Here is a 19,360-nt window from a genome sequence, read left to right as displayed (position 1 = left end):
GTTTTCGCGCGCATGATCAAGGCCCGGTAACCTGCGTTACAGGGCCTTTTTAGTATCCCGCCAGCGTCATTAACATCATCCACAGCGGCGTGGTTATCGCCGCGAAAAGCGTGGAAAACAGCATACTGGCGGCCGTCGTCCCGGTAATCACATTGAATTTCTGCGACATCAGATACACATTCACCCCAACCGCCATTGACCCCAGCAGCACCACCACTTTGCTTTCCAGCGCGGGCAGGCCGGTTAGCCAGGCAATCGCCCATACGCACAGCGGTTGCAGAATGAGCTTCAACGCACAGATGGTGTAACTCTCTTTCAAGCCTTCACGAATCCGGTAGTGCGCCAGGCTCATGCCAAGGGTGATCAGGGACAGGGGCGCAGCAATGGAGGCCAGCATGCGCAGAGGTTCGGCAGCAATAACCGGCAGTGGGCGCTGCAGCGGGCTCCAGGCGGTACCGGATAAAATTCCGATGATTAACGGATTTTTTAGCACGCTGATCAAGGTGCGTTTAAAGCCGCCCAGTGAAAAACTGCCCTGTTTTGACCATTCCACCGACACCGTTAATAACGTCCACAGTATCAGGCTGTTAAACACCAGCACCAGGGCGACGGAGGGCAGGGCCGCAGGCCCAAGCAGGACGGTGGCAACCGGAATCCCCAGCATCACATTGTTCGAGAACACGCCGCCCAGGGCAAAGACCGATCCGGCTACGCCATCCAGTTGAAACAGGCGCGAGGCCACAATCCGGCCCACAATGAAGACCAACAGGCAACTGCCAAAAAACGCCAGCAGCAAGCGCACATCGACCGGTGGACTGTTATAAAAGTCACTCATGATGCGAAACAGCATGCAGGGCAGGGCGACGTTAAACACAAAACGGTTCATGCCTTCACTGACGGTAACGGGCCATTTGCCGAACCGGATAAGGCAGAATCCCAGAAAAATCAGGATAAACAACGGGGCCGAAAGATAAATCTGGTGTCCTAAAGTATCCAGCAGGAAAGGCATAAGCGTTCACACGTAAAAAATCACTGGACGTGAGATTAGCAAATTACGCCAGCAACGTAACCTGCCGGTCAGTACCAGGTCGTAATTTTATGATTAGCCCAGCCAGCGCCGCGCCTGTTCATCACTGATATCACGATAGTAAACACGGTGAATGACATCATCGCAATGTGTGCAGCGGGCAGAAATATAAGTGGAATAATAGTGTCGACCAGAAGGAGAAACCGCACCCTGACGGGTTATGTTAATGTCTGTCCATCGGTGACGATGAGGAATAAGCGCTAAGAATCGCATCATGCTTCCTGTAAAGTATGAAGTGTTCTGTTTGTTTATTAACTACATGAATTATATGTTTTTTGTTGCGATGTCTAAGGCAGGCTTTATTTATTAAAAGGCGGTGTAATAGATACGAATATTATTATTAAATAGCGGAAATGTTTTCACGACTATTACGTATGAATTTACAGCCCGCAGCATTAAGCCTTTTTTTGTGAGGTTGGTGGTTGATCGAGATCATGCAAAACGTTTGCATATCCAATCGAAAAAATAATAAGTGCCTTGCTTAAAACAGGGTGCTTACTTATGCTTCTGTTCGTAACACGACTCGGGGTGCCCTTCTTCGTGAAGGCTGAGAAATACCCGTATTACCTGATCTGGATAATGCCAGCGTAGGGAAGTCCGATGCCTGACCGCATTCGCCTTCTTGTCCGCCGGTTGGGAGTTATGATGATACATCAACCGCAGCACCTTTCTGATGCGCAATGCGCGCCCATCCTGCAACAGTTTCGCCGTCAGTCACCGCTGGTGCACTGCATGACCAACGATGTGGTGCAAACGCTAACCGCTAACGTCTTACTCGCCCTTAATGCCTCACCGGCCATGGTTATCGACGCTGAAGAAGCGGCGCAATTTAGCGCTATCGCCGATGCGCTGCTGATTAATGTCGGTACGCTAACCCACGATCGTAAGCAGGCGATGCAGGCTGCGGTGCTTGCAGCTAATCAGGCTGGCACGCCCTGGGCGCTGGACCCGGTGGCGGTGGGCGCACTGACGCTGCGCACCGTGTTTTGCAAGCAGCTGCTCGCGCAGTCGCCTGCAGTGGTACGCGGCAATGCCTCAGAGATTCTGGCGCTGGCGCAGCAGGCCGCAGGCGGACGCGGTGTTGACAGCCTGCACCCGGCCGAAGCCGCACTGCAGGCAGCACAACAGCTGGCAAAAGCCTTTCATACCTGTGTGGTGGTGACCGGCGAAGTGGATTATGCCACTGACGGCACGCTGACCTGGGCGATTCCGGGCGGCTCGCCGTTGATGACGCGGGTGGTGGGCACTGGCTGTGCGCTTTCGGCGGTGGTTGCGGCCTTTGCCTGTTTGCCAGGTGACCGACTGATCAACATCGCCTGCGCCTGCCGGGTGATGGCGCTGGCCGGGGAAAAGGCCGCGCACGTAGCAGATGGAGCGGGCAGCTTTGCGCCTGCTTTTCTGGATGCCCTCTGGACGCTGGAGGCGCGCGATGAAACGCATTAATGCCCTGACGATTGCAGGAACCGATCCCAGTGGCGGTGCCGGTATCCAGGCCGATTTAAAAACCTTCTCTGCACTGGGCGCGTACGGCACCAGTGTGATTACGGCGCTGGTGGCGCAGAATACCTGCGGCGTGCAGTCGGTATACCGTATTTCGCCTGAATTTGTGACCGCCCAACTGAACTCAGTGCTGGATGATGTGCGCATCGATAGTGCGAAGATTGGCATGCTCGCTGAAACGGACATTGTGGAGCGCGTGGCACATGGCCTGCAGCGGCGGGACATTCCTTTTGTGGTGCTGGATACGGTCATGGTGGCAAAAAGCGGTGATGCCCTGCTGAACCCGGATGCGATCGCCTGTGTACGTGAGCGCCTCTTGCCGCAGGTGTCATTGATTACACCTAACCTGCCTGAAGCCGCTGCATTGCTGGGATGCCAGGTGGCAGTCAATGAAGATGAGATGCTCACCCAGGGCGAAGCCTTGTTGCTGATGGGCTGTCAGGCGGTACTGATGAAAGGTGGTCATCTGGATGACGATGAAAGCCCGGACTGGCTGCTGACCCGGACAGGACGGCAGCGCTTTAGCAGCGTACGGGTAAATACGCGCCATACGCACGGCACCGGCTGCACGCTGTCCGCCGCGCTCGCAGCCTTGCGGCCGCGCCATCACAGCTGGGAAGCGACGATCAGCGAAGCGAAAGCCTGGCTGCAGCAGGCGTTACTCGCCGCGGATTCGCTGGAGGTCGGCAACGGGATTGGACCGGTGCACCATTTTCATCAGTGGTGGTAGCCGCCATGCTTGCGCCTGGCTGTCCGGCAAGGCGTTAATCCTCGTCGAACCAGGCGCTGTTTTGCTTGATGACGGGGGTGATCGAAAACTTCATGGCCTGCAGATGGTGGCGCAGTGCTGCCTCTGCCATCTCGGGATCGCTTGCTTTCAGCGCGGCAAAAATAGCGTCATGCTGCTTAATCAGCGTTTCGGCGGGTGCAACGTCGTTCAGGGTTAAATAACGTACCCGGTCCATGGTGGCTTTGATGTTCTCTACCGTTTGCCATGCCAGCGGGCAGTTGATGCTCTCAGCGATCAGACGATGAAACTCATCATCCAGGCTTAAGAACATCTGACTGTCGCCACGGGCAGCCGTGATGCGCTGCAACTGCAGATTATGTTCCAGTGCCATCAGTCCCGGCTCACCGATTTCCTGAGCCGCACGGCGGATCACGGCAACCTCGACAGCCTCACGAATAAAACGGCCATCTTCGACCCGTTTAGCCGAGATCCTGCGGACAAAGGTGCCGCGCTGCGGCAGGATCTGCACCAGCCCCGCTTCCGCGAGCTTGATAAAGGCTTCACGCACCGGCTGACGAGAGAGGTTAAACCTTGCGGAAACCTCTTTTTCAGAAAGCGATGCGCCCGGCTGAATCACGCAGGTCACGATATCGCGGCGCAGGTAGCGGTAAACCTGCTGATTTACCGGCTCGCTGGTGGTGATGGTGTAAGAAAGTGTCATATTGCTGTCCATGTAAAAATCAGTCTGTCCGGGCGTTGGGCTATCGCATCAGTGCTGCGGCTGGCTGGCGGTAGCCTGCTGTACGCTGGCGCGTGCACCCTGTGTAGCAAGCTGCTGGTAACAGGCGGTAAGTTGTTTAACCAGCTCACCGTTTTTGGCAAGGTCATCGCCAAACACCCTGTTCAAGCGCAGCAAGGCCCGCACGCGTGCTTCACCGTCATCACTCTCGGCCACACATGTCGCCAGTTGCGCTTTCAGCGGATCGCGGATCTCAATAGGCTCGCCTTTGTCATCGACCGCACTGACATAACGCATCCAGGCGGCAATGCCCAGCAACAGTAACGGGCAAGGCGTGCCGTTATTCAGGTGCCAGCGCAGGCTGTCCAGAAAGCGCTGGGGCAGTTTCTGTGTGCCGTCAGTTGCAATCTGATACGTCCGGTGTTTGATCGCGCGATTGGCAAAGCGGGCAATCAAAGCATCGGCGTACGCGGGTAAATCAACGCCCTGAATAGTGAGCGTGGGTGCCTGCTCATTGACCATCAGTGCGCGAGCCGCTGCCCGAAACGCATCATCTGCCATACAGTCGCTGATGTGTTCGTAACCGGCAAGATAGCCAAGGTAAGCTAAAAATGAGTGGCTGCCATTGAGCATGCGCAACTTCATCTGCTCAAACGGCAGGACATCCTGCACCAGTTCGGCACCCGCTTCATCCCAGTCAGGTCGACCGCTGACGAAATTATCCTCAATGACCCATTGAAAGAAGGGTTCGGCTTCGACGGCCACCGGATCATGGGAACCGATGCGCAGACGTAACGCGTCAAACGCCGCGTCATTCATGGCGGGAACGATACGATCCACCATGGTGGAAGGAAAGGTGATGTTCTGTTGGATATACTCAGCCAGTAAGGGATCGTGCTGCTGGGCTAACTGCATAACGACGTGACGCGTCACATGGCCATTTTCCGGCATATTATCGCAGGACATGACGCTAAACGGCGCTAAGCCGAGATCGCGACGGCGGCGGATTGCCGCAACAATCAGACCCGGCAGAGACTGCGGGTGTTCGGGATGCGCCAGGTCATGCTGAATGTCGACATGCTGCATGTCCAGGTTCCCGCTGGCGGGCAGGTGACAGTAGCCTTTCTCGGTGACGGTCATCGATACAATGGCGACATCAGGCTGGCACATCGCGTCAATCACGGCTGCGATACCGTCCGTTTTGCCGTGTAACGCGGCGGTGATAATGCCGATTACGCGGGTCTCAACCGCATCATCACTTTTCTCTGTCAGCGTGTAGAGCAGATCTTGTTCACGCAGCGCCTGAATGAGTGCACCGCTGTTAAGGTTGACTTCACAGTATCCCCAGTCACTGCCATGTTCGGCCAGCTTATCGCTGCATAACGCCTGATGTGCGCGATGAAACGCACCAAAACCGATATGCACCATACGGGTTTTAAGCTGGCGACGGTTGTAGGCTGGACGCTGGACATCAGCGGGAAGGTGGTCAGTTTGCAGCATAATGCATCCTTGTAGCGGAGAGGACGACAGGCCATTCCGGCGTTAAGGATGAAAAATTACGCGTCCTACTACTACCATACAAGTTGGCGTAACAAAATTGTGAATGTAATCACGAACTGTTTACATCTAAGCCGGGAGCCTTCACTCCCGGCGCACTCAGTTCAGCAATGCGCACTGCGGTGGCAGACGGCAGCTTAACGCGCCCGGCATAACATCAATCGTGAATTCCTGCCCGGACAGCGGCTCGCCATCCAGATTAAATGTCATCTCGTGGGGCGAGCGAATCGTCAGGGACGATAAACGGGTCGAAATGATGCTGGGATTATCTTCATCGCCGCCGGTGAGGGAATGCAGCAGGGTGGGCAGTAACTCCTGCGCGGTGACCACGCTGACGTCGAGCAGGCCGTCATTAATCAACGCAGAAGGGCATAATCGCTGACCGCCGCCCGCCTGGCGACCATTGCCAATGCCGATGACCAGCGCATCGCCTTGCCAGTGGAAATCGGGCCCGCTGATTTCACAGCTGTCGGGTTTCAGAGTGTCCATGCGCATCAGGCCGTGAATAAAATAGGAAACCCCACCCAGCGCCGATTTCAGCTTTTCCGGCGTCTCGGTGGTAATGCGCGTGCCGAAACCGCCTGTCGCCATATTGATAAAGTAGTGACGCTGATTCACCCGGGCCAGATCGATGTCGTATGCTTTGCCCTGAATAGCCAGCCGTAAAGCCGGTTCGATCTCTTCGGGGATGCCGACGCTGGTGGCAAAATCGTTCGCCGTGCCCAGGGGAATAATCCCTAAGACAGGACGATCGGCAACATTTACCGACGCCAGTGCGGTGGCGATTTCATTGACGGTGCCATCGCCGCCGCCCGCCACCACGGTTACCGCCTGTAATTCCAGCGCTTCTTCGACGTAGCGTTCACCGTCGCCTTTTTCATATGTCACGCGCACGGCAATGTTGTAGCCCTCATCGCGCAGCTTAGTGACCGCTTCACGTAGATCATCATTGCCTGCGCCTTTACCGTTAAGGATCAGCAGCGTAAGCGATTCTTTGTCCATTATCTGTTCCTTGAAGATCTAAAGCGTAGGTAGTGGTTATAGCACAGCCTGGAGAGAAAAATGATGGGCGAAAGGGAGAAAAAAGAAAACCCGCACGGGGGAGCCGGGCGGGTGAATGAGGTGGATCCAGGTACAGCTGCTGATAATTGTTACTCATTGGTAGCAGGCAGCACTATAGAGCAGCAAAATTAAGCCGTCTGTGATCCTTCTCGTGCTTTTGTCAAAATGTGTCAACCTGTCACACCGGTGGCATGAGGCGCGCGCGTATCCTGACCATCGGTAAAATTGCGCAGCAGCAACGCAAATTGCAGATCGACCTGTGGAGGCACCTTCATCCAGACACGATGGCCGTCTCCCGGTGCCACGTCCGTTGGCTCGCCCCGGCTGTTTTGTAAGGCATCCAGGGTACAAATCAGGTTACCAGAGGGCGTCATGATCTCCAGGCTGTCATGCAGGACGAATTTATTCTTCACCACTACCTCCGCCCAGCCATCACGCTGCTCACCACTGAATTCGCCGACAAATTGTTGGCGCTCAGAAACAGAATAGCCGTTCTGGTAATTTTGATAGCTGTCATGTGTATGGCGACGTAAGAAGCCTTCGGTATAGCCGCGATGCGCCAGACCTTCCAGGGTTTCCAGCAGGGCAGGATCAAAAGGTTTGCCGGCGGCGGCATCGTCAATCGCTTTGCGATAGACTTGCGCGGTGCGGGCGCAGTAATAATAAGATTTGGTTCGGCCTTCAATTTTTAATGAGTGAACGCCCATCTGGCTCAGCCGTTCAACGTGCGCCACGGCACGCAAATCTTTCGAATTCATGATGTAGGTGCCATGTTCATCTTCAAAGGCACTCATCATCTCGCCGGGTTTCATCTTCTCTTCCAGCAGAAAAACCTTGTCACTGGGCTGACCGATGCCCAGGGTTGGCGTGACCTCCTGCACCGTCACCGGCTGATGGATTTCAACAATATTGCCGACGTCATCTTGTTTGGCCTCCTGCAACTGATATTCCCAGCGGCAGGCATTGGTACAGGTTCCCTGGTTCGGATCGCGTTTATTCATGTAGCCGGAAAGCAGACAGCGCCCGGAATATGCCATACACAGCGCGCCGTGCACGAAGACTTCCAGCTCCATGGTGGGCACCTGCTGTCGAATGTCGGCAATCTCTTCCAGCGACAGTTCACGTGACAAAATCACCCGACTCAGGCCCATCTGCTGCCAGAACTTCACGGTCGCCCAGTTAACGGCATTGGCCTGAACGGATAAGTGAATGGGCATGGCCGGAAAAGCCTCGCGCACCAGCATGATCAAACCGGGATCGGACATAATCAGCGCGTCCGGCTGCATCTCAATCACCGGCGTTAAGTCGCGGATAAAGGTTTTTAGCTTGGCGTTATGCGGTGCGATATTGACGACGACGTAAAATTTTTTACCCAACGCATGGGCTTCGTTGATGCCTTTCGCCAGGTTTTCATGGCTGAATTCGTTGTTACGAACCCGCAGGCTGTAGCGTGGCTGGCCGGCATACACGGCATCTGCGCCGTAGGCAAAGGCATAACGCATATTCTTCAGCGTACCCGCTGGAGAAAGTAATTCTGGTTTCATGGCGTACTCACTGATGTCAGGTCAGTATGCCGCCTCAGGCGGCACGTGCAGGGGCGTTACCCCTGCATAAGGTGCGGAATTGTAGGCAGTGAGAAAAAGGAAGTAAATTGATCTGAATCAATCTAAATCAAATGACAGATATCGGCTTCCCAGCGATAGCCCATGCCATACACGGCGCGAATGAAAGGCTGCTCGCTGTCCAGGTTTTCCAGCTTTCTGCGCAGGTTCTTGATATGACTGTCAATAGTGCGGTCAGTGACGACCCGATAATCGTCATAGAGGTGGTTTAACAGCTGCTCGCGTGAAAACACTTTTCCAGGCTCAAGGGACAGCGTTTTTAACAAACGAAATTCCGCAGGCGTTAAGTCGAGCGGTTCATCGCGCCAGCTGGCCTGGAAGCGACTTTCATGCACTTTCAGCAGCGACGCAACCGGGGCTTCTTCAGGCGAACGTTTCACCCGACGCAAAATGGTTTTCACCCGCGCCACCACTTCACGCGGGCTGAACGGTTTACAGACGTAGTCATCCGCCCCAATTTCCAGCCCCAGCAGGCGATCGATTTCTTCTGTCCGCGCAGTCACCATAATAATCGGCAGTTCAGAGTCACGGCGGATTTCACGGCACAGCGTCAGGCCGTCCTTACCTGGCAGCATTAAATCCAGCAGGATGAGATCGGGCGGGGTCTGATGAACGTAGTCCAGCACCTCATTGCCATGCGCCAGATGGTGGGTGCGGTAGTTGGACGCCTGTAAATAATCGATCATGAGTTGCGCCAGCTTGGGTTCATCCTCAACCACAAGGATTAGCGGATAGGTGTTTTCCTGATTCATAGTCTTCTAAACGGGAGGAACATAACGCAATTGTAGCGCGATTTTCAGTCCACCTAAATCAGCGTGCGTCGCGGTTATGGTTCCGCCATGCGCATCAACAATATTTTTACAGATTGCCAGACCCAAACCTGAGCCGCCGCTGGCCCGATTGCGGGACCCTTCGGTGCGGAAAAACCGTTCGAAAATTTGCGCCTGCTGATCGCCATCCACACCGGGTGCGCTGTCCTCAACGGTGACGTGCCAGTAGGGTGCGTCATACCAGAGTCGAACCTGGACCGTGCCGCCCGCATCGGTATAACGCAGGCTGTTTTCCAGCAGATTGATAAACAGCTGCATCAGGCGATCGGGATCGCCAAAGAAGGGCGCATCTTCAGGCATAGCCAGTTTCAGTGTCAGGTCATGGGCACGGTAGCGTTCGGTAAAATTGCCTGCGCTGACCTCAATGAGCTGCACCAAATCCGTGGCCTGCTTGCGGTAGGCCAGCGCACCCACGTCAGAAAGAGACAACTGATGCAGGTCGTCTACCAGCTTCGTCAGCAACGCAACTTCACTTTGCAATGAGGTAATGGCGTCGGGCGTCAGCTGACGAACGCCATCCTGCATCGCCTCCAGTTCACCGCGTAAAATAGCCAGCGGCGTTCGCAACTCATGAGAAATGTCGGCCATAAACGCCCGGCGCATACTTTCATTTTTCTCCAGTGAGCTGGCCAGCAGGTTAAAGTCATGTGCCAGCTGGCCCAGTTCATCCTGGCTGCTGACCTCCACCCGGGTGGCTAAATTTCCCTCGGCCAGATGATGGGTACCGTCCACCAGCCTTTTTACCGGAGCCAGCAAGCCTCGCGCCATCAGCCAGGTCACCAGCGCGGCAAGCAGAGTCGACAAGCCGACGATATACCAGCTGGTTCGTCGCTGTTGCTGATCAAAATTAATGTCGGTACTGCGCGTCAGGCGTTCGGGCGGTGAGCTGATGATCCAGCCCACCACCTTGCCGTTGCTGGTGGTGATATTGTGGCGTATTCCCTCTGGCGGTACCTGTGAGCGCGGTCCAACCATCACTTTATATTGCTGATCGAGCACCCAGAACTGGGTTCGCCAGCCGTGCGGCGGAAGCTGATTGTTGCTGTCGGGATTCTGCTCCAGCGAGCGCAGCATGGTAAAAATCAGTCGGTCATTGTTGCGCAGAAAATCCCAGTTGCCATGCTGCTCGTACTGATCGGCCAGCGCCGCGCCCAGCAAATTCAGTCGCTGTTCATTACCGCGTTTGATGTAGTCGACGAAGCCATGCTCAAAGCTCAGCCTGACGCCCCAGTGCATGGTAATCAGTACCAGCATGCAGGTGGAGAAAATAGCCATAAACAGCTTGGCACCGATGCCAACGCGCAGAAACGATCTCATTCACTTCTCCGGCGTCGCAGATCGACGCTTTTACTCTCTTCTTTCGGGACACGCCAGAACACCAGCGCAGGCAGAATAATGATCAGGGCCATACAGAGATAAACATAGATAAAGGCCTGGTGGCTTAACCCCTGTTGCCCCAGCGCCGACTGACCAAACGCGCCCAGCAGCAGGCCCGCGACGGTTACCCCGATACTCATTGAAAGCTGCATGATCATCGACAGCAGGCTGTTACCGCTGGATGCCAGATCGTCCGGCAGCTCTTTCAGCGTCAGCGTGTTCATTGAGGAGAAGCGAATCGCATTCACCATCCCTTGCAGGAATAACACCAGCGGCAGCATGGCCGTCCAGCCCAGCATAGCCACCAGCGGAAACAGCAACACCACCAACGCCAGACCGACGGTCGATCCCACCAGCACGTTGCGATAGCCGAACAGGTTAACGATACGGACCACGATGCGTTTCATGCCCATATTGCCAAGCACCATCGCAATCATCATTAAACCGGCATGAAACGGGCTGAAACCCATTCCGATCTGTAAAAAAAGCGGCGTCATAAAAGGTAACATCCCGCTGCCGATGCGGCCCGCCAGGCTACCGAGTAAACCGATGGAGAACACCCGATTATCAAACAGCTTCAGGCTAAACAGCGCGTCGTCGTTGTGGCGCGCATGCAGCAGGTAAAACAGCAGGGAACCTGTGCCTGTCAGGATCATCGCCGCCAGCAACAACGCGGAGCCGCCGCTGCTGCGCTGGCCATCAAGCGCCAGCGTCAGGGTTGCCATGCCCGCAGCCAGCAGAACAAAACCCAAAAAATCGAAGCGTCGTGGCGGCATGGCGTAGTTGGGTAACAGCTTTAAGGTGGCGATAGCGCCGATCACGCCAACCGGGATATTAATCAGGAAAATCCAGTGCCAGCTGGCATATTCCACCAGCACCCCGCCGAGTGCCGGACCCAGTAGCGGACCAATCTGGCCGGGCAGGGTGACGAACGTCATGGCGGACATATATTGATCGCGCGGCACAATGCGCATCACCGTCAGCCTGCCTACCGGCACCATCATGGCCCCGCCGATGCCCTGCAGTACGCGTGCCACGAGCAGCTGATCCAGCGTGTGGGATAACCCGCACATCAGCGAACCCAGGCTGAACAGCACGATGGCGCTGAAGAAGATATTTCTGACGCCAAACCGATCGGCCAGCCAGCCACTCAGGGGCAGGGTGACCGCCACCGTTAACACGTAGGCGACAATGACCGAATGCATATGCAATGGGCTCACGCCCAGATCGTGGGCCATGGACGGGATGGCCGTATTGACGATGGTGGTATCCAGCGCCTGCATAAAGAAGCCAAAGGCGACAATCCATAACTGCCAGCGGACCGTTACGCTCTGCATGATAGTTACCCCTTAGTGCTGCGTCGCATTCATTGTCTGAGTGCGCTTTTTGCGTCGCAGTTTATCCATCATTAAGTACACCACTGGCGTGGTATACAGGGTAAGGAGCTGGCTCATGATCAGCCCGCCCGCAATGGTGATCCCTAACGGCTGGCGCAGTTCCGCGCCATCTCCGCTGGTCAGCACCAGCGGAAGTGCGCCAAACAACGCGGCCAGGGTAGTCATTAAAATAGGGCGGAAACGCAGCAGGCAGGCCTGGAAAATGGCATCGCGGGCTCTCAGGTTACCCTTACGTTCTGCCTCCAGGGCGAAGTCCACCATCATGATGGCGTTCTTTTTAACGATCCCGATTAATAACAGAATACCGATCAGGGCAATCAGGCTGAACGGCGTATCAAACAGCTCCAGCGCCAGCAGCGCACCGACGCCTGCCGAGGGCAACGTTGAAAGAATGGTCAAAGGATGCACGTAGCTCTCATAGAGAATGCCCAGCACAATATAGACTGCCGCAATGGCGGCCAGCATCAGCCACAGCTGGCTGCTCTGCGACTGCTGGAAAGCCTGCGCGGTACCGGCAAAGCTGCCGCGCACGCTGGACGGCACGCCCAGCGCGGTCATGGTGCGGTCGATGGCCTCCGACGCCTGTGACAGGGAAACACCTTCTGGCAGGTTAAAGGAAATGGTCGATGCGGCAGACAGCCCCTGATGATTGACGGACAGCGGGGCATTAGCCGGCTGCCATTTGGCAAACCAGGCGAGCGGGATCGGTTTGCCCTCGCTGTTAATCACAAACATCTGATTCAGCGCGCTGATGTCCTGGGTATAGCGGGGGTCCACTTCCATGACGACCTTGTACTGGTTCAGCGGCTGGTAAATGGTGGAGATCTGGCGCTGACCAAATGCATCATTTAACAGGGCGTTGGCTTCTGAGACGTTGATTCCCAGCCGGGCCATGCTGGCGCGATCGTAGGTCAGGGCCATTTCACTGCCCTTATCCTGTTGGTCGGAGTTGACGTCAGCCAGTTCCGGCAGGGCGGTAAAGGCCTGGCGGATTTGGGGTTCCCAGGTGCGAAGCGCAGCAAGATCGTCTGACAGCAGCGAGTACTGATAGCTGGCATTGGCTTCGCGACCGCCCACCCGAATATCCTGCACCGCATTGAGATACAGGTTGGCTCCGGGTTCGTTTGCCAGCTTCGTACGCAACCGGGCAATCACCGCCTGAGCATTGTCTTTTCGTTCAGACAGCGGTTTCAGAGAAATAAACATCAGCCCCATGTTGGTGCGCATCCCGCCAGTAAAGCCCACTACGCTGGACACATCGGGATCGGCACCGACGATTTTCATAAAGTCTTCCAGCTTACCGCGCATCGCCTGGAACGAAATACTTTGGTCGGCTGAGATAAAGCCCGACAACCGGCCAGTGTCCTGCTCGGGCAGGAAGGTTTTGGGAATACTGATAAACAGCCATACCGTCAGGGCCACCGTCCCCAGCAGCAGCAACAGTACCCAGCGCGCGTGGTTCAGTACCACGGTCAGTGAACGGGCATAACCGCGCTGCACCGCCAGCAGCAGCCGTCCAAATCCCCGTCGTTGCGGTTGACTGCGCGGCGCATGGGGCTTGAGCAGGTAAGCACACATCATCGGCGTCAGCGTGACAGAGACAAACAGGGAGATCAGGATGGCGACCGACAGCGTGATAGAAAATTCGGCGAAGAAGCGACCAATCAATCCGCCCATCATTAGCAGCGGCAGGAATACCGCAATTAATGAGAGGCTCATCGACAGCACGGTGAAGCCGACTTCACGCACGCCTTTTAGCGCGGCAGCCATGGGTTTCATCCCGGCTTCCACATGACGGGCGATGTTTTCCAGCACCACAATGGCATCATCCACCACAAAGCCGGTGGCGATCGTCAGGGCCATCAGCGACAGGTTATTCAGGCTGAAGCCGCATAAATACATCGCGGCGAAGGTGCCGATCAGCGATACCGGCACCGCCACGGCAGGGATCAGCGTGGCGCGACCAGAGCGTAAAAACACAAACACCACCAGAATCACCAACGCGACGGCAATTACCAGCGACTGTTCCACTTCCTCAAGCGAGGCGCGGATGGTGGGCGAGCGGTCCTGCGCCACCTCAAGGTTAATGGCCGCAGGGATAATCTCATGCAGTTCGGGCAGTTCGGCACGAATGCGATCCACCGTGTCAATCACGTTCGCATCGGCGGTTTTGCGTATGACCAGCAACACCGCCGGTTTACCCCGTGACATCCCGGCGTTACGCACGTCCTGTACCGAATCCTGCACCGTGGCAACATCCGACAGGCGCACCGCTGCGCCATTGTTGTAATGCACCACCAGGGGCTGATATTCACTGGCGGTTTGCAGCGCATCGTTGGTGCGCAGCTGCCACCGCTGTTGACGATCTTCTAGCGCGCCCTGCGGACGACGCTGGTTGGCGTTAGAAATGGCCTGCCGTACCGCGTCCAGGGAAACGCCCTGGTTAAACAGAGCCTGGGGGTTCAGCGCAACGCGCACGGCGGGCAAAGAGCTGCCGCCTACGGTGACATCGCCAACGCCGTTAATCTGCGACAGCTTCTGCGCCAGCTGTGTGGAGGCGTAATCGTAGAGCTGAGCCGGGCTGAACAGGTCGGAGGTCAGCGTCATGATCATGATCGGCGCATCAGACGGGTTAGCTTTGCGATAGGTCGGGCGCGAAGGCATACCGGTGGGGAGCAGGCTTTGCGCAGCGTTGATCGCCGCCTGGACATCCCGCGCCGCACCATTAATGTCACGATCAAAATCGAAGACCATAATGATGCGCGTCGATCCCAGGGAACTGGTGGAGGTCATTTCGCTGACGCCGGCGATGCGGCCCAGGGAACGTTCCAGCGGCGTGGCGACTGACGAGGCCATCGTTTCCGGCGAGGCACCGGGCAGAGAAGCCGACACCATAATCACCGGAAAATCCACCTGAGGCAGCGGGGCGACGGGCAGCAGGCGAAAGCCCAGCATCCCGGCCAGCGCAATCGCCAGCGTCAGCAGCGTGGTGGCAACCGGGCGATGGATAAACAGCGCAAAAAATTTCACTGCTGTTCCTCCGTGTGACCGAGGCGGCGACGCAGGTTATGCGCCAGTCGGTCAAACAGCAGGTAAATAACCGGTGTGGTAAACAGGGTCAAAATCTGGCTGAGGATCAGGCCGCCGACCATAGCAATACCCAGCGGTTGGCGTAATTCTGCGCCGACGCCGGTGCTGAGCATCAGCGGTAACGCCCCCAGCAGCGCGGCCAGCGTAGTCATCAGAATAGGGCGGAAACGCAGCAGGCAGGCCTGATAGATCGCGTCATACGGCTTCATGCCCTGTTCACGCTCCGCGGCCAGGGCGAAGTCAATCATCATGATGGCGTTCTTTTTCACAATGCCAATCAGCAAAATGATGCCGATGATCGCCACGATATCCAGCTCGTTGCCGCTTATCATCAGGGCCAGCAAGGCACCCACACCGGCGGTTGGCAGGGTTGAAAGAATGGTGATGGGATGAATAAAACTCTCGTACAGGACGCCCAGCACGATATACATCGCCACGACAGCCGCCACAATCAGCCACACCGTGCTCGTCAGTGCCGCTTCAAACGCCAGGGTGCTGCCCTGGAACTGCGTCATCACTTCTGACGGCATACCAAGTTGTTCTTCGGCCTGGGTTATCGCCTTTGTGGCATCTTCCAGCGAATAGCCCTTCGCCACATTAAACGAGAAGGTGGCAGACGGAAACTGGCTCAGGTGGTTGATGGTCAAAGGCGCATGGCGCTGCTCAATGCTGGCGATGGCATTTAAGGGAACGCTGCCGCCGTCGGTGCTGATCAGGCGAATACCCTCCAGACTTTGCAGGCCCTGCGTGGTGCTGTTGTCCTGCTCCAGCACCACGCGGTACTGGTTTGCCTGAGTATAGATGGTGGAGATCAGTCGTTGCCCAAAGGCGTCGTAGAGCGCGTTATCCACATCCGCCATGCTGATACCCAACCGGCTGGCGCTGTCACGATCGACTTTAATATAGGCTTCCAGGCCCTGATCCTGCCAGTCGCTGCTGACATCTCGCAGTGCGGGCAGTTTCTGCAAGGCGCTCACCAGCGCAGGAACCCAGGTGCTGAGTGAGTCCAGCGATCCGGACTGCAGCGTAAACTGATAGGGCGTGCGGCTGGCCTGGGTATCAATCGTCAGATCCTGAACCGCCTGAAGCCACAGCGTGACGCCGGGGATCATGCTGATTTGCTGTTGCAGTCGCTGCTGGATCTCAGGAATACGTTCGCTGCGTGCATCCAGCGGCTTAAGGTTGATCTGCAACCGGGCACTGTTGAGTGACGGATTGGTGCCGTCGACGCCCACAAACGAAGTCAGGCTTTGTACCGCGGGATCTTTCATTATCACCGAGGCAACGTCACGGGTGCGCTCAGCCATGCTGGCGTAAGACACCGACTGCGGGGCCTGCAGAGTGCCCTGGATGATGCCGTTATCCTGCTGTGGGAAAAAGCCTTTAGGAATCGCGATCCATAACAAGACGGTAAGCAGCATCGTGCCAAGTGCCACGGATAGCGTCAGCCAGGGATGGTTAAGCACCCGACTCAGCCCGCGACCGTACACCGCAATCACTCGCTCAAACATGGCTTCGCTGGCGCGGGAAAAGCGGTTTTGCCTGCGCAGCGATTCTGCGCTCAACATGCGGGCACACATCATCGGCGTCAGGGTGAGCGAGACCACGGCTGAAATCAAAATTGCCACCGCCAGCGTCACCGCAAATTCGCGGAACAGACGGCCGATGACATCGCCCATAAACAGCAGCGGGATTAGCACCGCAATCAGTGAAAACGTCAGAGAAATAATGGTAAAACCAATTTCGCCCGCGCCCTTCAGGGCGGCCGTCATGGGTTTTTCGCCTTTCTCGATATAGCGCGAGATGTTCTCAATCACGACGATGGCATCGTCTACGACAAAGCCTGTGGCGATGGTCAGCGCCATCAGCGTCAGATTATTGATGGAAAAACCCAAAAAATACATCGCCGCAAAGGTGCCAATCAGCGACAGGGGCACTGCCACGGCCGGAATAATGGTGGCAGGCACGTTACGCAAAAACAGGTAGATGATCATCACCACCAACCCCATTGCCAGCATCAGTTCATGCTGGGTGTCGCTGACGGACGCACGAATGTTGGTGGTGCGGTCAGTGACCAGTTTCACGTCGACTGATTTAGGCAGGCTGGCGATCAGTGACGGCAGCATGGCGCGAATGCTATCGGCGGTGGCAATAATGTTGGCACCTGGCTGGCGTTGCACATTCAGCACAATGGCTGGTTCACGGTTGGACCAGGCACCCAGCCAGCTGTTTTCTGCGCCCTGTTCAATGGTTGCCACATCCGCCAGGCGCACCGGTGCACCATTTTTATAACTGACGATCAACTGGCGGTAATCCTCTACCGATTTCATCTGATCGTTGGCGGAAAGCGTGACCGAGCGGGTAGGGCCATCCAGGCTGCCTTTCGCGGAGTTGACATTGGCATTGGTGATCGCCGTGCGCACCGTTTCGCTGGTCAGCCCCATGGCGGCCAACGCCTGGCTGTTCATCTTCACGCGCACCGCCGGACGTTGACCGCCCGTCAGCGTCACCAGACCGACGCCGGTGACCTGCGATATCTTCTGTGCGACACGGGTTTCCACCATGTCCTGCACCTGGGTTAACGGCATGCTGCTGGTGGTGACGGCCAGGGTCATAATCGGTGGATCGGCCGGATTGACTTTGCTGTAAACCGGCGGATTTGGCAGGTCACTGGGCAGCAGGTTGGTGGCAGAGTTGATCGCCGCCTGCACTTCCTGCTCCGCCACATCAAGCGGCAGCGTCAACTGAAATTGCAGCGTGACGATTGAGGCGCCACCCGAGCTTTGCGATGCCATCTGCTTCAGTCCGGACATCTGGCCGAACTGACGTTCAAGCGGGGCGGTAATGGAGGAGGTCACTACATCCGGGCTTGCCCCGGGATACAGCGTAACGACCTGAATCGTCGGATAATCCACCTCAGGCAGGGCAGAGACCGGCAAAAAGCGGTAACCCAGAATCCCCGCCAGTAAAATGGCAATCATCAGTAAGGTGGTCGCGACCGGACGCAGGATAAACTGGCGTGACGGCCCTCCGCTGTGGTCAGGAGGCATAACCTGCATTACTCAGATTCCCCTTTGGACGGCAAGCTGGTGCGGGTCTCTTTTGTGGCGCGACTCTGCGCGGCAACCACTTCGACTTTTGCCCCTTCTGTCAGGCGGTCCAGCCCGTCGGTGACGACGCGATCGCCTGCGTTGAGTCCGGCGCTGATTACCACTTTCTGGCTGTCCTGCAAACCGGCGGTCACGCTTTTCTTACTGACCTTGTCTTCACTGTTGATCACCCAGACAAAGTGGCCTTCATTCCCCATTTGCAGCGCTGCGGTGGGAATCACGACGGCATCCTGTAAGGTATTCACCTTCAGGCGCGCATTAACAAACTGGTTAGGAAAGAGCAGGTCATCCTGATTATCAAAGCGCGCTTTAATTTTAATCGTGCCGGTGGTCACATCAATCTGGTTATCCAGGCTGAGCAGTTTACCGCGGGTGATCAAATGCTGATTGCTGCGATCCCAGGCTTCGACCAGTAAAGGTTCGCCAGTTTTCTGCGCCTGCATGATCTGGCTGATAGTGTTTTCAGCCACGCTGAACACCACATCGACCGGATGCGTTTGAGTAATCACCACCAGGCCATTGGTGTCGCCGCTGGTAATGTAGTTGCCGATATCAACCTGCTTCAGACCCACGCGGCCATCGATAGGTGAAGTGATGCGGCTGTAAGTCAGATTCAGTTGGGCGCTGGCAACGCTGCCTTCATCGGCTTTTATCGTGCCCAGGGTTTCATTCACCAGGGCGCTCTGTGTGTCCAGATCCTGCTGGGAAACCAGCGAGGTTTTCGCCAGCTTCTGGTAACGGGCTAAATCGCGGCGTGCGTTCGCCAGGGTGGCCTGGTCGCGCGCCAGCTGACCCTGTGCCTGCATGAGGGCTACCTGATAGGGACGGGGATCGATCTCGGCGAGCAGATCGCCGGCTTTCACCTGCTGGCCTTCTGTGAAGTGGATAGCCATCAGATTCCCATCCACCCTGCTACGCACCGTCACGGTGTTGGCGGCTGTCACGGTGCCTAACCCATTCAGGTATTGCGGCACACTCTCTTTGACCGCACTGGCCGCCTGCACCGGCGCTAAGGGCTTATGCGCGCCACTGCCTCTTTTACCATGTGCAGACTGGCCGGATGCGTCACCGTCGCTTGCGGGTTGGGCCGGATGCTTCCACCAGTAATAGCCGCCTGCGGCCACGGCAATCACCACCAGCGCAATCAACGCTTTTTTCATAACAGGGTATCGGTTGTTCATTGTTGTTGTTGCTCTCCAGCACTGTCTTTCCAGGGCGCGGGCTTAAAAGGTCGCCTGCAAACCACGAATTGTAGTCGT

The 19,360-nt window shown here is 56.4% G+C and carries 14 protein-coding genes and 1 riboswitch; of the genes, 2 read left to right on the top strand and 12 right to left on the bottom strand.

Annotation, left to right across the window (positions count from 1 at the left end; genetic code table 11):
- Positions 1-49: 49 nt before the first annotated feature.
- The gene (locus FBY13_RS11030; RefSeq protein ID WP_145394152.1) at positions 50-1,009 is read right to left on the bottom strand and encodes an AEC family transporter; all 960 of its coding nucleotides are present in this window, start codon (positions 1,007-1,009) and stop codon (positions 50-52) included.
- A gap of 93 nt (positions 1,010-1,102) precedes the next feature.
- Positions 1,103-1,300: a hypothetical protein gene (locus FBY13_RS11025; RefSeq protein WP_096010827.1), complete on the bottom strand. Its 198-nt coding sequence runs from the start codon at positions 1,298-1,300 to the stop codon at positions 1,103-1,105.
- A 301-nt stretch (positions 1,301-1,601) separates the two neighbouring features.
- A riboswitch (TPP riboswitch) is annotated at positions 1,602-1,698 on the top strand.
- A gap of 31 nt (positions 1,699-1,729) precedes the next feature.
- Between FBY13_RS11025 and thiM the strand changes: the two genes are divergently transcribed.
- Together thiM and thiD are read left to right on the top strand one after the other, a co-directional pair.
- Positions 1,730-2,530 carry a hydroxyethylthiazole kinase gene (gene thiM / locus FBY13_RS11020; RefSeq protein ID WP_255474484.1) on the top strand — a complete coding sequence of 267 codons (801 nt, stop codon included), beginning with the start codon at positions 1,730-1,732 and terminating at the stop codon, positions 2,528-2,530.
- Positions 2,517-3,317 carry a bifunctional hydroxymethylpyrimidine kinase/phosphomethylpyrimidine kinase gene (gene thiD, locus FBY13_RS11015; protein WP_145394150.1) on the top strand — a complete coding sequence of 267 codons (801 nt, stop codon included), beginning with the start codon at positions 2,517-2,519 and terminating at the stop codon, positions 3,315-3,317. Before thiM ends, thiD begins: the two co-directional genes overlap by 14 nt.
- 34 nt (positions 3,318-3,351) lie before the next feature.
- On the opposite strand, the gene FBY13_RS11010 is transcribed toward thiD, so the two are convergent.
- The 10 genes from FBY13_RS11010 to FBY13_RS10965 all read right to left on the bottom strand — a co-directional run bounded on the left by FBY13_RS11010 (position 3,352) and on the right by FBY13_RS10965 (position 19,282).
- Positions 3,352-4,038, bottom strand: coding sequence for a GntR family transcriptional regulator (locus FBY13_RS11010; RefSeq protein WP_145394149.1), 687 nt, complete (start codon positions 4,036-4,038; stop codon positions 3,352-3,354).
- A gap of 48 nt (positions 4,039-4,086) precedes the next feature.
- A complete protein-coding gene (locus FBY13_RS11005; RefSeq protein ID WP_145394148.1) occupies positions 4,087-5,556 on the bottom strand; it encodes a mannitol dehydrogenase family protein in 1,470 nt (489 codons plus the stop codon).
- 156 nt (positions 5,557-5,712) lie between these two features.
- A complete protein-coding gene (gene yegS / locus FBY13_RS11000; protein ID WP_063880192.1) occupies positions 5,713-6,615 on the bottom strand; it encodes a lipid kinase YegS in 903 nt (300 codons plus the stop codon).
- Between the two features lie 230 nt (positions 6,616-6,845).
- Positions 6,846-8,219 (bottom strand): tRNA 5-hydroxyuridine modification protein YegQ, encoded by a 1,374-nt coding sequence (yegQ, locus tag FBY13_RS10995; protein WP_145394147.1) that lies wholly within the window; start codon positions 8,217-8,219, stop codon positions 6,846-6,848.
- Positions 8,220-8,341: 122 nt separating this feature from the next.
- The gene (gene baeR / locus FBY13_RS10990) at positions 8,342-9,049 is read right to left on the bottom strand and encodes a two-component system response regulator BaeR (protein WP_063880190.1); all 708 of its coding nucleotides are present in this window, start codon (positions 9,047-9,049) and stop codon (positions 8,342-8,344) included.
- A 6-nt stretch (positions 9,050-9,055) separates the two neighbouring features.
- Positions 9,056-10,444: a two-component system sensor histidine kinase BaeS gene (gene baeS, locus FBY13_RS10985; protein WP_063880189.1), complete on the bottom strand. Its 1,389-nt coding sequence runs from the start codon at positions 10,442-10,444 to the stop codon at positions 9,056-9,058.
- Positions 10,441-11,841, bottom strand: coding sequence for a multidrug transporter subunit MdtD (gene mdtD / locus FBY13_RS10980; RefSeq protein ID WP_063880188.1), 1,401 nt, complete (start codon positions 11,839-11,841; stop codon positions 10,441-10,443). Before mdtD ends, baeS begins: the two co-directional genes overlap by 4 nt.
- 12 nt (positions 11,842-11,853) lie before the next feature.
- On the bottom strand, positions 11,854-14,931 hold the full coding sequence (mdtC, locus tag FBY13_RS10975; RefSeq protein WP_145394146.1) for a multidrug efflux RND transporter permease subunit MdtC: 3,078 nt from the start codon (positions 14,929-14,931) through the stop codon (positions 11,854-11,856).
- A complete protein-coding gene (locus tag FBY13_RS10970; protein WP_145394145.1) occupies positions 14,928-18,050 on the bottom strand; it encodes an MdtB/MuxB family multidrug efflux RND transporter permease subunit in 3,123 nt (1,040 codons plus the stop codon). Before FBY13_RS10970 ends, mdtC begins: the two co-directional genes overlap by 4 nt.
- A complete protein-coding gene (locus FBY13_RS10965) occupies positions 18,050-19,282 on the bottom strand; it encodes an MdtA/MuxA family multidrug efflux RND transporter periplasmic adaptor subunit (RefSeq protein ID WP_096010821.1) in 1,233 nt (410 codons plus the stop codon). Before FBY13_RS10965 ends, FBY13_RS10970 begins: the two co-directional genes overlap by 1 nt.
- Between the last annotated feature and the right edge of the window lie 78 nt (positions 19,283-19,360).

This window comes from Pantoea sp. SJZ147 (assembly GCF_007828605.1).
GTDB lineage: Bacteria > Pseudomonadota > Gammaproteobacteria > Enterobacterales > Enterobacteriaceae > Pantoea > Pantoea allii.
The sequence above is the reverse complement of the archived record's forward strand: the minus strand, read 5'-3'. Positions and strand labels throughout refer to the sequence as shown.

Bases quoted from the DNA above. Each gene is read 5' to 3' on its own strand.
- FBY13_RS11030 (WP_145394152.1), bottom strand. From the start codon at position 1,009: ATGCCTTTCCTGCTGGATACTTTAGGACACCAGATTTATCTTTCGGCC.
- FBY13_RS11025 (WP_096010827.1), bottom strand. From the start codon at position 1,300: ATGCGATTCTTAGCGCTTATTCCTCATCGTCACCGATGGACAGACATT.
- thiM (WP_255474484.1), top strand. From the start codon at position 1,730: ATGATGATACATCAACCGCAGCACCTTTCTGATGCGCAATGCGCGCCC.
- thiD (WP_145394150.1), top strand. From the start codon at position 2,517: ATGAAACGCATTAATGCCCTGACGATTGCAGGAACCGATCCCAGTGGC.
- FBY13_RS11010 (WP_145394149.1), bottom strand. From the start codon at position 4,038: ATGACACTTTCTTACACCATCACCACCAGCGAGCCGGTAAATCAGCAG.
- FBY13_RS11005 (WP_145394148.1), bottom strand. From the start codon at position 5,556: ATGCTGCAAACTGACCACCTTCCCGCTGATGTCCAGCGTCCAGCCTAC.
- yegS (WP_063880192.1), bottom strand. From the start codon at position 6,615: ATGGACAAAGAATCGCTTACGCTGCTGATCCTTAACGGTAAAGGCGCA.
- yegQ (WP_145394147.1), bottom strand. From the start codon at position 8,219: ATGAAACCAGAATTACTTTCTCCAGCGGGTACGCTGAAGAATATGCGT.
- baeR (WP_063880190.1), bottom strand. From the start codon at position 9,049: ATGAATCAGGAAAACACCTATCCGCTAATCCTTGTGGTTGAGGATGAA.
- baeS (WP_063880189.1), bottom strand. From the start codon at position 10,444: ATGAGATCGTTTCTGCGCGTTGGCATCGGTGCCAAGCTGTTTATGGCT.
- mdtD (WP_063880188.1), bottom strand. From the start codon at position 11,841: ATGCAGAGCGTAACGGTCCGCTGGCAGTTATGGATTGTCGCCTTTGGC.
- FBY13_RS10970 (WP_145394145.1), bottom strand. From the start codon at position 18,050: ATGCAGGTTATGCCTCCTGACCACAGCGGAGGGCCGTCACGCCAGTTT.
- FBY13_RS10965 (WP_096010821.1), bottom strand. From the start codon at position 19,282: ATGAACAACCGATACCCTGTTATGAAAAAAGCGTTGATTGCGCTGGTG.